The sequence below is a fragment of the Bacillus sp. B-jedd genome (assembly GCF_000821085.1).
GTDB lineage: Bacteria > Bacillota > Bacilli > Bacillales > Cytobacillaceae > Bacillus_D.
This window is the reverse complement of sequence record NZ_CCXR01000001.1, coordinates 3713948-3727869: the sequence shown is the minus strand read 5'-3', so window position 1 is coordinate 3727869 and position 13922 is coordinate 3713948. Positions and strand designations below refer to the sequence as shown.

Annotated in this window: 9 protein-coding genes; 6 read left to right on the top strand and 3 right to left on the bottom strand. The window is 48.3% G+C overall.

Going from position 1 to position 13922, the window contains the following annotated elements; translation table 11 throughout:
• The first annotated feature begins 595 nt into the window (after positions 1-595).
• The 4 genes from BN1002_RS18350 (at position 596) to BN1002_RS18335 (ending at position 7481) form a co-directional block, all read left to right on the top strand.
• Positions 596-2149 (top strand): YndJ family protein, encoded by a 1554-nt coding sequence (locus BN1002_RS18350; protein WP_048826962.1) that lies wholly within the window; start codon positions 596-598, stop codon positions 2147-2149.
• 33 nt (positions 2150-2182) lie between these two features.
• Positions 2183-2677 carry a DUF1572 family protein gene (locus tag BN1002_RS18345; RefSeq protein WP_048826961.1) on the top strand — a complete coding sequence of 165 codons (495 nt, stop codon included), beginning with the start codon at positions 2183-2185 and terminating at the stop codon, positions 2675-2677.
• A gap of 272 nt (positions 2678-2949) precedes the next feature.
• On the top strand, positions 2950-6033 hold the full coding sequence (locus BN1002_RS18340; protein ID WP_048826959.1) for an efflux RND transporter permease subunit: 3084 nt from the start codon (positions 2950-2952) through the stop codon (positions 6031-6033).
• A gap of 284 nt (positions 6034-6317) precedes the next feature.
• A complete protein-coding gene (locus BN1002_RS18335) occupies positions 6318-7481 on the top strand; it encodes a cation:proton antiporter (protein ID WP_048826958.1) in 1164 nt (387 codons plus the stop codon).
• 107 nt (positions 7482-7588) lie between these two features.
• On the opposite strand, the gene BN1002_RS18330 is transcribed toward BN1002_RS18335, so the two are convergent.
• Entirely contained in the window at positions 7589-7798 is a 210-nt protein-coding gene (locus BN1002_RS18330) for a TM2 domain-containing protein (RefSeq protein ID WP_048826957.1), read from the bottom strand.
• Positions 7799-7991: 193 nt separating this feature from the next.
• Here BN1002_RS18330 and BN1002_RS18325 point away from each other — a divergent pair, with 193 nt between their 5' ends.
• Entirely contained in the window at positions 7992-9260 is a 1269-nt protein-coding gene (locus tag BN1002_RS18325) for a YheC/YheD family protein (RefSeq protein ID WP_148362817.1), read from the top strand.
• The gene (locus tag BN1002_RS18320; protein WP_048826955.1) at positions 9250-10608 is read left to right on the top strand and encodes a YheC/YheD family endospore coat-associated protein; all 1359 of its coding nucleotides are present in this window, start codon (positions 9250-9252) and stop codon (positions 10606-10608) included. The genes BN1002_RS18325 and BN1002_RS18320 overlap by 11 nt, the downstream gene beginning before the upstream one ends.
• 46 nt (positions 10609-10654) lie before the next feature.
• Here the strand turns inward: BN1002_RS18320 and BN1002_RS18315 are convergent, their stop codons facing one another.
• Both BN1002_RS18315 and BN1002_RS18310 read right to left on the bottom strand, forming a co-directional pair.
• Positions 10655-12115 (bottom strand): sensor domain-containing diguanylate cyclase, encoded by a 1461-nt coding sequence (locus BN1002_RS18315; RefSeq protein ID WP_048826954.1) that lies wholly within the window; start codon positions 12113-12115, stop codon positions 10655-10657.
• A 327-nt stretch (positions 12116-12442) separates the two neighbouring features.
• Entirely contained in the window at positions 12443-13582 is a 1140-nt protein-coding gene (locus tag BN1002_RS18310; protein WP_048826953.1) for a zinc-dependent alcohol dehydrogenase, read from the bottom strand.
• Positions 13583-13922 lie beyond the last annotated feature (340 nt).

Below are 13922 nucleotides of genomic sequence, written 5' to 3'. Positions count from 1 at the left end.
CTTAGAGCCCGAACCGCAGGGATGATCAAGTCCTTCGGGCACTAAAGACCGACTTAGAGCCCGAACCGCCGAGGTGATCAAGTCCTTCGGGCACTAAAGACCGACTTAGAGCCCGAACTGCTGGGTTGATCAAGTCCTTCGGGCACTAAAGACCGATTTAGAGCCCGAAATGCTGGGATGATCAGGTCCTTCGGTCACTAAAGACCGACTTAGAGCCCGAAGCGCTGAGGTGACCGGATTCTCGGGGCTCTAAAGGAAGACTTAGAGCCCGAACCGCTGGTGTGATTGTGTCCTCCGGGCTCTAAAAGCCATTTAGAACGCGAACAGAGTTGGCCAATTCTAAAAAGCCCTAGTGAACGAACGGGCTCCAGCCAACCGGCCCTTTGTTCACAGTAGCGCCTGAACAGGCGCCAGAGCCAACTGGCCCTTCATTCACCAAAGATTTTGATTCTCCCTCGCCAGTCAACCGGCCCTTCGTTCACTAAAAGGTTAAACGCCTAATTTTATATTTGCACTATGGCTAAAAAGGAAATCCGCCACTCACAAGAGAAATATATATTAAGGAGCTCATATTTCAGAAAGGGGCCACAGCACTTTGGACTCATATCACATCCTGCAACTCATCTTAATTCTATCAATCACCTTATATATACCCGTTTATTTCCGGCTGGCAGGGGGGCGGAGCCGTTTCTTTCTTTTTCTGAAGAAAGCCCACCCCGTGTTTGCGGCTGCCGCAATCATTTCATTTTTAGTCCCATCGCTATCTTTCGCATGGCTCCTTTACTGCGCGCTGATCGGCGTGTATGGCGCGCTGCGTTTTTTTGAAAGAGGCGGGTTTTATCTTGAAGAGACGCTGATCGACTTTTCGATGATCTATTTACCTATTGGCGGAGTATGGTTCGTCGTTGCCCAACAAGGCTGGGCGTTGTTCGGCTTTTCCGGTACGCTTGCACTGCTGACGGCAATCCATTTCCATTATTCGAGCCTCTTCGCTCTGCTCTTCGCCGGGCTGCTTGGCAGATGGCTGAAGGATAACGGCGGCATCTCAAAACAATATCATCTTACTATGGTCGTCTTGCTTCTATCGCCGCTGGCCGTTGCGATTGGCATTACTTATTCACGGGTAATTGAAATTGCAACGGTGCTCGCTTTTGCCGCGGCACTCTATACATATTGCTGGTACTCATTCAAAACAAAGCACGTCCCGCTGATGGTTTCATCCGGCTCGCTGATGTTTACAATGCTGCTGTCCGCCCTGTATGCCCTCAGGCTGGTTGACATTCCGTTTATGGCGGCCTTTCACGGCATCACAAACGCTCTGTTATTCACTGGTTTCGGCCTTGCTGGATGGCTCCAACTTAAGCCGCAGTCCCATTTCCCGTTAAAGGAAATTCCCTTCTCATCCATTATGGGACAGGGGCGGATTGGCACCGATTTTTTTAGCCGGAATGCCCTTATCGCAAACACGGCCAGGCATCCGGCCGGGATGGTCGATTCGATGGCAGATTTTACAAGGAATGAATTTTTCCCTGGCAAAATCAGCCCTCTGATTGCTGACTTTTATACAAACACAATTGGATATGATATGGACGTCCAGCCGCGCTGGAACCCGCTTTTCTACCCGGTGGCGCGCCTATATAAAAAGCTGTCGATCATAATTGAACAAATGAATTTCCCGACCTTGAAGGAAGAAGCGCTGACAGAGGTGGACAGCCGGATGTTTAAGCTGATCGACCGAAAGGACAGCCGTGAAAATGTACGCGCCTGGGTGAGAAGCGATAAAATGACAAGTAAAGCCATCTATGTCGCCGCCTATTCGACGCATCTAAATGCTAGCGGTGAGCGCTTCTATAACGTTTTCTTCCCGCTTCCGTCTGGCGGCATGACCAGCATCCTTCGAATCGGGCATTATGGGAAAGACGGTGTCACCCTCACCTCCTTCTCGGAGAAAAAGAAGGACGACCATAACGGCGTTTACCTCACCCTTTGGCAAAAAAGCTTCCGCATTCCGATCAATGAAACGATTGATGTGTGGATGGAACACGGAATCATCAAAGCCTATCACGCTTCATACCTATTTGGGATCCGCGTTCTCGATCTGAATTATGAAATCAGGTCAAAGGCTGCCGCTGAAACAAAAACTATTTGAGCTTGAAATTTTCATATAGGAGGGATCCACTCAATGAGTACCGAAACGAACTTTTTGAAACTAACCCGCAAGAACTTTGAAGAAATGAAAAGCCAGGCTGAAAAGGCGATGGACCAATTGTCGGTGGAGGAACTTCACTTCGCGCCAAACGAAGAATCGAACAGCATCGCGATTATTGTGAAACATATGAGCGGGAACTTGCGGTCGAGATTCAGTTCCTTTCTGACAACTGACGGGGAAAAGCCGGACCGGAACCGCGATGGGGAATTCATTGGTGAGTACGAGTCCAGAAACGCGCTTCTCGAGGACTGGGAATCTGGCTGGAATGTGCTGTTCGGGACATTGGGCGATTTAACGGACAGTGACCTGGACAGGACGGTGTTCATCCGGCAGGAACCTTATTCAGTGATGAGCGCCATTCAAAGAAGTGTCGTCCATTCCATGGGCCATGTCGGCCAAATCATTTATATTGCAAAAATGATCAAAAATGACAGCTGGAAAACACTCAGCATCCCAAGAGCGAAATAAGGACAGGTCAACTAAAAAATGGCCCGAAACCTAAGAGAATATAGAAGACGAAATCAGCCCTGCGTGCAGTCGGGGGCTGTTTTTCTTTTATGTTAATTACTTACCCGGCCCCGGACAGCACCTTCCCATTTTGCCCATCCCCCCTCAGCCTCAAGTCCTAGAGGAAAATCATTCCATAGCTTCATACCCTTAAACGGCAAACCATTTACCATAAAGAGGAGTAAATACCAGAGTATTCCTCTGGCCAATAAAAGGAATGGGAGATTAACGGGATGAAAAAAGTGATTCAATTCAGTATGAGAAATGCAGTTGCGCTGTTTCTGATGATGATGCTGATTTTGGCAGGGGGGCTTTATTCCCTGAAAGAAATCAATATTGAAAAGTATCCGAATGTGGATATCCCGTATTTAACGGTTGTCATCCCGTATCCGGGCGCGTCGCCGGAACAGGTGATGCAGGAGATCGGCGAGCCGGTCGAACGGGAACTGATGAACGTGGAAGGGGTTAAGAATATTTATACAGATGCGGCGGCCAACGCCCTTTATTCCACAATGGAGATCGATATGGCTGTCGATATGAAGGATGCGGAACAGCTGGCAAAAGCGGCCATTGACAAAATTACGCTCCCGGAAACGGCGAGCAAGCCAGAGTTCATTTTGCAGGGGCCTGAACCTGATCCAACGATCTTTGCGGTTGGCGTGTATGCGAGTGAAGGAAGTGCCGATGTCCAGAACTTCGTAAAGGGGAAGCTGGTCCCGAGGCTGGAGACAATTGACGGTATCAGTAAAGTTGATACCGGGGGGATTGACGGCAAAAGTGTCAACATCCGCCTTTTGCCGGATGAGATGAAGAAGCGCGGCATCACGCTCGACCAGGTGAAGGGAGCGATTACTGCCAACAATATGTCCATCCCGACAGGAGATATAGAGCTTGACGGGCAGACGCTGCCTGTCCGGGTCGGGAAGGAACTGAAATCGCTCGAAGATTTAAAAGGCGTCACCCTCTTCTTGCCTGGCGCGGAGAATCTGGGACGGGTGAAGCTGAGCGAGATTGCTGAGGTCAGCTATGAAAGTGAGCATAAAAGTGATTTTACGAGGATTAACGGGAAGGAAGGAGTCCGGATTGGAATTGTCGCGGAAGGCGGCGCCAATGTGGTGTCGATCGTCGAAAAAGCAAGGGAGGAAATAAAAGGCGCGGGGTTGCCGGACGGCTTGAAAATCGAGGTGCTCCGGGACCAGTCTGTTGAAATAAAGGATTCAGTTTATGCTATGCTGCGGGAAGCGTTGCTCGGTTCACTGATGGCAGTCATTGTTACCTTCCTGTTCTTGAGAAATATCCGCTCGACCATCATTGCGATTATTTCGATCCCGCTGTCTATTTTCGCTTCGTTTACGGTGCTGAACATGCTTGGCTATACCCTTAATATCATGACACTTGCCGGAATCGCGGTTGCGGTCGGCCGGGTCGTCGATGATTCGATTGTTGTCATCGAGAATGTATTCAGAAGGATCCGTGCTTCCAAGGAGCGGAACGAATCGCTTGTGGAAGAAGCGACTAGGGAGGTCGCCAAGGCGATTACGTCCTCGACGATTACAACGGTCGCCGTCTTTTTGCCAATGGCATTTGTCCCGGGAATCATCGGGAAATTCTTCGCGCCCCTCGCCTGGACGATTGTCATCTCGCTGCTGTTTTCGCTTATTGTCGCGGTTACTGTCGTTCCGCTCATGTCAAAATTATTCCTCCTCAAGCTGACGCCGAAGGAGCATAAAGAAGGGCCTATTCAAAGAGCATACCGTTCTTCCCTTGCATGGGTACTAGGGCGTCGGGTATTGACGCTGCTAGTATCGATTGTTGTCCTCGCCGGGTCCATCGCGTTGATTGCGCCAAAGCTTGGGACGACATTCCTGCCGCAGGAGCGGGCCAGCAGTTTTGACGTGAGTTTAACAATGGATAAAGGAGCTTCGCCTGAAAGGACAAGAGACGCGGCCAGTGTGGTTGAGGACATTTTGCTGGCAAAAAAAGAAGTGAAGCTCGTCAGCACGAGTGTTAATGGGCAATTCGGGCGCGCTTCCATTACCTTTGAGATCAATGATTCAGTAAAGGATGCAGATGGGTTCATTGAACATCTGCGAGGGCAATTCGCGAAATTGAAGGTTGCAAAAGAAATTTCCGTTACCGGGGTCGGCGGCCTTGCCGGCGGGGGACAGTCCCAATATGTGCTCGTTGTGAATGGTTCGGACTTTGAAGACATTAAAGCAGCCAGCAAGGAGATTGTGAAAGAGCTGAAAGGAATTGACGGCATGGCAGATGTCCAATCTTCGCTTGAAGGGGATGAGCCGGAAATTCAGATCGATTTGAATGAAAAGAAGCTCGCTGAACACGGCCTGATGCCGGCGATGGTCGGAAAAAGCTTGCGCGAACTGATTAACGGGGATGCTGTCACTACCATGACGATGGATAATAATAAAACAGATGTGAAACTCGGGTTGAAAATGGAGGATGTATCTTCACTTGATGAACTTGGAGAGCAGCAAATCACCAATATGATGGGGGTGCCGGTCAAGCTAAAGGACATTGGGACTTTAAAGCGTGCCAGCAGCCGGATGGTAATCACTCATTTAAATCAGAATGAGTATGTGATGGTTTTTGCCCAGATTACCGACAGTAAAACCGGCGATATTGCCAAAAAAGCGGATCAGAAAATCGCGGCTCTTAATTTGCCGGACAATGTCCATTACTACAAGGAAGGCGCTTCGGCGGCAATGGAAGAGGGCTTCAGGAATATGGCGATGGCGATTGCCGTCAGTATTCTTCTTGTCTACCTCGTTATGGTCATTGCTTTTGGCGAGGGAAGAGCACCGTTCGTCATTTTGTTCTCAATTCCGTTTTCGCTGATCGGCGCACTGCTTGGCCTGTGGATTGTCAACGAACCGATTGGGATGCCGGCCATGATTGGCCTGCTCATGCTGAACGGGATTGTCGTCACGAACGCAATCGTCCTTGTCGATAAAGTGAAGCAGTTTGAGAAGCAAGGACTGGCTGCCCGGGAGGCATTGCTCGAAGCAGGCGTCATTCGGATCAGGCCAATTTTGATGACAGCCATTGCCACGGTCGGAGCCCTCATTCCAATGGCGGTTTCCAGCCATGCCGGGATTGTTTCCTCCTCAATGGCGGTTGTCGTCATCGGCGGGCTGGCAACTTCCACGTTGCTGACACTCTTTATTGTCCCTGTCCTGTACAGCCTGTTTCATCCGAAGCGAATGGTTGCGACGATTGCCGATACAGGTTTAGTAGCTGAAAAAGCCGCGGAAGAAAAGTCATTGAAAGGCGTCATTATTAATTCGAAACCAATCTAGAATTTATTGCTAATTCTGATAAATGAAAAAATTTATGCCAAAAGTAGTGAAATTGTCTGATAGATATGGTATAAAAGTATTGGGAGAAAAAAATAACTCGTTTTTTGGAGGAGCCTGTCACCGTAGGGAGTAGTATGCCCTTTGGTTGGCAGGCTCTTTTTGCATGCGTGGAAGGCCTTGGAAAGCAGGGTCCTCCCGACTGCAGAAAAAGGCGTGGCGGAGCCCATTTTGGTGGGTTCCGGTTTTAGAGAATGAAGACGAATTTGGGGAAAGGGTGGAATAGCATGTTAATTTTGCAGCTGGCAATCATTTTAATTGCCTCTAAAGCAGCCGGGAGCCTCAGTGTTAGGCTCGGGCAGCCTTCCGTCCTTGGAAAGCTGCTGATTGGGATTATCCTCGGCCCGTCTGTTCTCGGACTGGTCACTGAAACAGACACTTTGTCTCAAATAGCCCAGATTGGGGTCATCCTGCTCATGTTTATCGCAGGGCTTGAGACAGACCTTGAAGATTTCAAAAAATCCGGCCTGGCGGCTTCATTTGTCGGGTTTGGGGGAATCATTTTTCCGCTCGTCGGCGGCTATTTTATTGGAGGGCTGTTCGGCCTGTCATCATTCGAATCATGGTTCCTTGGCCTCCTGCTGTCGGCGACAAGTGTAAGCATCTCCGTCCAGGCATTGAAGGAACTGAATCAGCTCCAGACGCGTGAGGGGATGACGATCATGGGAGCGGCGGTCATTGATGATGTCGTTGTCATTATCGCCCTTGCCTTCTTGATGAGCTTTGCCGGAGGAGATGTCAACCTTACGACGATGTTCCTGAAAAAAGTCCTGTTCTTCGCGGGGGCCATCCTTGTTGGCTGGAAGATTGTCCCGGTCTTCATGCGGAAGTTCGACGCGCTTAAAGTTTCGGAAACAGTCATTTCATCGGCACTCATCGTTTGCTTTGTATTTGCATATCTCGCCGAATATACAGGGGTGGCTGCCATCATCGGCGCGTACATCGCCGGGATTGCCATCAGTGTGACAAGCTATAAGGATGAGGTTTTTGAAAAGGTTGAAACGATCAGCTATTCGATTTTCGTCCCGGTCTTTTTTACCTCGATCGGGGTTTCCGCCCACTTCGGCGGCCTTAAGGAAAACATCGTCATGGTCACCGTCCTGACCATCCTGGCCGTAGTGACAAAGCTTGTCGGCGCCGGTCTTGGAGCGAAGTTGGCCGGCTTTGGCTGGAACAGCTCGTTAGGAATCGGCTCTGCCATGGTTTCGCGCGGGGAAGTCGCGCTGATTATTGCCGCGATTGGACTTAACACCAAGCTTCTGACCCAGGATTTATTCGCCTCGCTTGTCGTTGTCATTTTAATTACAACGATCGTCACACCGCCGATGATGAAAATTTTCTTTAATCGGGATGCGGGAAAAGTACAGCTTGACCAAACTCATGCCGGCTAGGATCGCAGTTGTGGGCATGCTGAGTGAAATAAAATCCTATAAATAGTAAAAAAACATGCACCTGCCGGTATACGTCCGCCAGGTGCATATTTTTGTTATCCGCCGCATTAGACTTCCTCGCTGATCCTGATGCCGTTTTTGTCCTTAAAGCTTCCGGTCAAAATCGTGATGAAATCAATCAAAACCCAGATGCCGAACCCGCCGAAGGTAACCAGTTGCAGGATGCCGGTCCCAACCTTGCCGACATAAAATCGGTGCGCCCCAAGAGCGCCCAAAAAGAAGCAAAGGACTAATGCGATGATACGCCGCTGGTTCATGCTGCATTCCTCCTCATCTTGACAAAAGTTTCGTTTCCCCGCCTTTAAAGAGAGATTACGCCTCAAAAATTATCCTTCCCCGACAAAATCGTATTATCCCGTTTCCCTCCCGGGCATGTCATGAAACCTTGGACTTCCTGCATATACTGTAAGGATAACTATGCGTAAGCGAGGCCTGAGGAGGAGGAGTTTGGTGATTGATCATAATCTTTTCCATATTGTCCATCTGCTTTATATAAATAATGAAAAAAAGCTAAAGCTTTCCCTTGAGGAGGATCTTCTTTTTGCCAGACTGCTCGAGATGGAGAATTTGCCAGAGCAGTTTAAAGGGCAGCTGAACCACTTTTTGCCGATCCTTGAGGAACATAAACAGGTATTGGAGAAGCTTGAAGCCTTCTATAGCCATTATAAAGAGCTTAAGCCAGCCACGATTGGAATCATCTATCACTCCAAAAGGCATGCGGGCGTTTTGCCGGCGCTGCTGGAAGAAGTTTCTGCTCTTTCCGTTGTTGAAAAGGTGAAGATTATCATCTTTCCAATCAGCGAAATGGATGTGGAAAATAATATGATTAAGGGCATCCTCGTCGAAAATGGGGAAGTCCAGACAGAGGCGCTTACGCACATTCCGAAGATTATCTACAACCTGGCTGCCCATACGAAGCCTGCCAGCATCCGGAAAATCAAGCTGCTGCAAAAATCGGCAACAGTCCAGATCGTTAATCCGGTAAACAGGTTCAGGCAGCTGCATGTATTGGAAATGGTTTCCTCGCTCCCAAGCGGGGGAAGTTTTTTGCCGCGCTTTGCTTTGTTTAACCGAAAAAATCTGCAAAAAATTGCTTCTGACTCCAAATATATATTTTTGCTGCCTGACCGGGCTGCGTCAGACTTCAAGTTAATCACAGCGGAGAAGCGGAGGGACAACGATTGGGTCATCAGTGAGGAAAACCGGAAAGTCCTTTCGGATGGCGAAAACCTTTTTGCTGATTTGCAAAAGAAAATTGGGACGAAAACAGCCTACCTTATCGATGGCAGACACTGTATCCATTTTGAAAACGAGCCGGTCACAATCCGGGTCTATGCCCAGAAAAATGACCGGCAGCACTGGGATATTGTAAACATGGTGGCAAAAACATCGGCCAGCTTTGCCTTTTACAATACGGGCAGCCATTACGATCGGGCGACCGGAAATGATGAAGGGGATACAGGCCGGAAATTGATGGAGTGCGCCTTGACCTGCATCACGTATCTCGGCCACTTCATTCCGCACCTCGGTACAGCCTATCTTGATTTCTATCTGGACCGGGATGGGTCGCCATATCTGTACTTTTTTGGTGGCGCCGAACAAAGCAGTTCGCTCATTCACCCGCTTGCAAGAGGCGGGCGGGGACAGAGCTATTTATCCAATGTTCTTCTATATATGAGCGGAATGCTGAACCAGGAAGCTGTCAGTCATGTGGATTGAAATAAAGGCTTTCCCGAACCAAGAACCAGCCGTCCTTCTCCCTCCTGTACTCCAACCACAAGCCGATGGCAGCAGAGTGAGGATTGAGTTTGGCGGTAGAACGATGGGAGTGAGTTACGCTGCCGGACAGCCGGGGGCAGGGGCGGGTACGGATTTCAAATATCCCGCCCCCTTGTACTGCTCACCATCTTTGATGGAAGGGCTGCTTTTGCCGGAAGGAATGGTCTTTAAGCTTAGACCGGCCGGTGCGGACCAATATCGGCTCGGCCCAGTCATCGGTATGCTGCTTGGGGAACAGCATTATCTTTACAATGATCAGCTGATGGCTGAATGCACTGACGCTATGGGCGCCTATCCGGAAATCGGCGGGCTCATCTATGGATTTAAATGCTCATCAATCGATTGGGAAAAGGAGCAGATTTACGGACTCGCTTTCAACTTTTTGCAAAATAAGTGGGAATACGGGATGTTTCCGTTCCCGGAGGTCATTTATAGGAGGAGCTTCCTGAACGGGGATGAAGAGACAAATAGATTCATAGAACAGCATGGCACTGTTGTATTCAACCCGAAAAAAATCGATAAATATGAAATGTATCTTCTTTTGCAAAAGGATCCTGAGCTTGCGGAATACTTGCCGGAGACGGCACTCCTGACAATGGAAAGCCTTCTTTCGTTTCTGCAGAAACACCGCAAAGTGATTCTCAAGCCGGCGGGACTGTCGCGCGGACGCGGAATCATCGTCATCGAGGAGGTTAACCGGGGAGTATGCCGAATTGCACTAAATCAGGATAGGAAAGGCCGTCTTCCCCTTACAATGGAAATCCCGATATATTTGCTGAAGGAATTTCTTGAAAAGGATTATATTTTTGCAAAAAAGTATATTGTCCAGCAATATCTTGAGATGAAAAAAATAAACGGCAGTTCTTGGGATATCCGTGTCGTCATGCAAAAGGGCGCCGACAGAAAGTGGCATTGTCACGGCATGGAAGTCAGGCTTGCGGCACCGGAACATATCGTCACGAACATTTCAACAGGGGGAAGGGCGCTGCGGATCAATACAGCGCTAAAGCTCGCACATGGGAATAAATACAGCATTAAGAAATTCAAGATGGAGATTATGAATTTTTGCAAGAAGTTCTGTCGGACAATGGACGAGAGAGAACAGGGTTTCGCCGAATTCGGCCTTGATTTATGTCTCGATGCAACAGGGAAGCTATGGTTCATTGAAGCGAATACGAGACCGTCCTTCAACGGGTTCAAAGCCCTTAGCCAGAAGAATTATTTGAAGATTTGCGAGTCTCCGTTCCGCTATGCAGCCGCCCTAAAGAAATTCGAACGAAAAAAATGAAACCCTGTGCTGTTTGTGCACAGGGCTTTCTTGTGTTAAACAAATTTCAGCTGGTGATGGCTTTGGCGGCCTTCTCTTTGTACATTTCCTTATCGGCCAATTCAATCAATTCCTCTGCGGAAATCCTGGAGCCTGGCTCGTATTCATAAAGGCCGTAGCTCGCTGAAAGCTGGAAGCTATTTTGCATTCCGACGTTGAGAAGCTCAAGTTCAATCGCAATCGTATTGAGGACGCTCCTCGCTTCCGCGGCATTTTTTTGCATAAAGACGATGACAAACTCGTCCCCTCCAAGCCGGAAGAAGATGTCCGCCGCTTCAATATTCTCTGAAATCGCAGTACAAATGAGCTTAATCATTTCATCGCCGATTGTATGCCCGTATTTGTCATTAACTGTTTTCAAATCATTAATATCAACGAAACAAAGAGTGAAATCCTGTCCAGCAGGAGATTCCACCAGCTCCTCGAGCATCTCAATCCCGCGCCGCCTGTTCATAATTCCTGTCAGTGTATCGAGGGAGGCGTGCCTGTGTAGTTCCTCTTCCTTCTTCTTAAAAGGAGTAATGTCGGATATGCCAATCAGCATGCAAGGATCTTCCATGTACTCCACTTGTTCAAAATTGAGCACTGCCCAGCGGGAATCTCCGTAGGCCATCATGAAATTCTGGACACTTGCATGGCTGCGCAGCTGCTCCAATACGGATTCCCGCTCTTCAGCCCCAGGGAAAATGATACCCGGGTCAATGGCAGAAATCGGTTGGCTGCCCGTCTGGAAATAGTCTGTTGCCTGCTTGTTCATAAGGATGACTTTATTGCTTTCAAAATTAGCCAGGATCAGCGGAGAGGGGTTCATGTTGAACAGCCTCCGGAAGCTCTCTTCCTTATTCCTGAACCGGGTTTCGTTAATGAAGTTCTGCTTTTGAAAAGAATAGAAACTATAGCAGATTAAAAGGGATACTACCGCGGCTCCGCTTGAATTGATCTGCTTCGTCAAAAGGGCATAATAATTATCTACATTAAAAGGAAGCCTGAGAACGAAAAAAACCTGGACGCAGGCAGCTATAATGAAAAAATGGAGAGGCCTCATCGGAAAGGCAGCCGCAACTGTAATCAGGATGATTAAATAGGCAGCTATCGTACCGGTCATGTGCTGGCTGTTTAGGGAAGAAATTGCCCCGATCAGCAGGTAATAAGATATATATGTATAATTGATAATTTTTTTTGGAAGACTACCGGCTCTTTTATACATGTATAAAAAGACAGCGGAAATCAGGAAACTCGACGTGTGGATCATGAACAGGTTGACCCTGTACTCTATGCGGCCCAATTCCCTGAGAAGAAACAAATCAACGAAAAAAAACAATGGATAAGAAAGAACCAGCATCATTGAGACCAATTTAATCCTCTCAAAAATAAGGCTGTCCGCATAGTTGCGGAATTCACGGCTGGCTTTCTTATCCTTAAAACCTAAACTAAAAAAAGAGGTAAAAAGCCCAGTAAGCGGTCTCATTCGCATCGTCCTTTATTCCATTCTCCTACCATTTTACCATAAAACACAAAAATTCAAGTAAAAAACAAACAAAATAACAGCCTAAATAATCCGAAATTCGGCTCTAATAGGACTAATGAATCAGAAGTGTGGGAGCCGGACCCAGCGCTTCGTCCAGATGCCGGTAAATCAAAGCAGTCTGAGTCATCGTGAAACGAAAAATCCCACGTGTGAATCTTTATAAAACGGCAGCCGAAGCCGGTTGCTTTTGGCGGTGCTTACTCAAATAGAACATCCCCTCAAATGCTTTATGAGGGGAAGTGGATAGAAAGTGATGAACACAAATAATTAAGGCTTTAGGACAACCTTTACCACATCGTCTTCGAAATCATTGAAAATCTGATATGCTTTTGCAGCATCATCGAGCGGAACTTTATGCGTGACGATTTCCGTCGGATCAAACTCGCCATTTGTGATTTTGTCAAAAAGAAGAGGCATATAATGGATGACCGGCGCCTGGCCCATCTTCAAGGTAAGATTCCGCTCCCAAATATGCCCAAGCGGGAAGGCGTTGAAGAGGGCGGCATAAGCACCGGTCAATTGAATAGTCCCGAATTTCCTGGCTGCATTCATCGCAATCTCAATCGCGCTAAGAGTACCGCCTTGAAGGTGAAGCTTCTGGCCGATTTTCTCCATCGCTGATTTTTTGCCGTCAATCCCCACGCAGTCAATAACGACTTCTGCTCCTCCGCCCGTCAGCTCGCGCAGGAACTTGCCGGTATCGTCATGGTCTTCGAAATTGCAAATTTCCGCATTGTTCATCTGCTTTGCTTTCATCAGTCGGTATGGGACATGGTCGACCGCAATGACGCGCTCAGCCCCTTTCATCCAGGCGAACTTCTGCGTCATCAGCCCGACCGGTCCGCAGCCAAGCACGATGACAGTATCTCCGGCCTTCACCCCGGCATTCTCCACACTCCAATAAGCCGTCGGCAAAACGTCCGATAGGAAGAGCAGGGCTTCGTCCTCCAGCTCACATGATTCCGGGATGACAAATGGCATGAAATTCCGGTATGGCACGCGGAGATACTCCGACTGGCCGCCCGGATAATTCCCGAACCGCTCAGTAAACCCAAAGTACGCGCCAGAATCCAGGAGCGGATTCGGATTCGAATTGTCGCACTGGCTTTCCATGTCGTGTTTGCAAAAGAAACACTCACCACATGAAATATTGAAAGGAATGACAACCCGGTCACCCTTCTTCACTTTCGTCACCGCCGGACCGACTTCCTCAACAATTCCCATCGGTTCGTGTCCAATCACATATCCGGGATGCGTTGGCATCGCCCCAAGATAAATGTGCAAATCCGAACCGCAAATCGCCGTCGACGTAATCCGCACAATCAAATCATCATCCTTCTCAATCCGCGGAGCCTCCACCTGCTTCACCTGAATATCCTTCGCACCCTGAAACGTAACAGCCCTCATACACAACCTCCTCCAAAAATATTCCTTCCCCTATACCCCAAAAAAACTGGCACTATGTACTTTGTTGGAAAATGAGGTAATGAGATCGTCCCGAAAAAATGACGTGTCAGTTTTAGGGTGGTTTTTAGTTTGGATTATTTTGTTTAGGTTGGAGGATGATAGGAGTAAGGGCTGCTTTTGTTTGGCGTTTTGTGATAATTTCCGTGGGGCTTAGGATGCGGGTTGTCGAAAAGAGGCGGGAGTTAATTCCTGTTTTTACTATTAACGGAATGTTTACCCTCTATTAACAGAAGCTTAATACGAACCTCTTATACTGAGATTGTATTTTATACACGGGAGG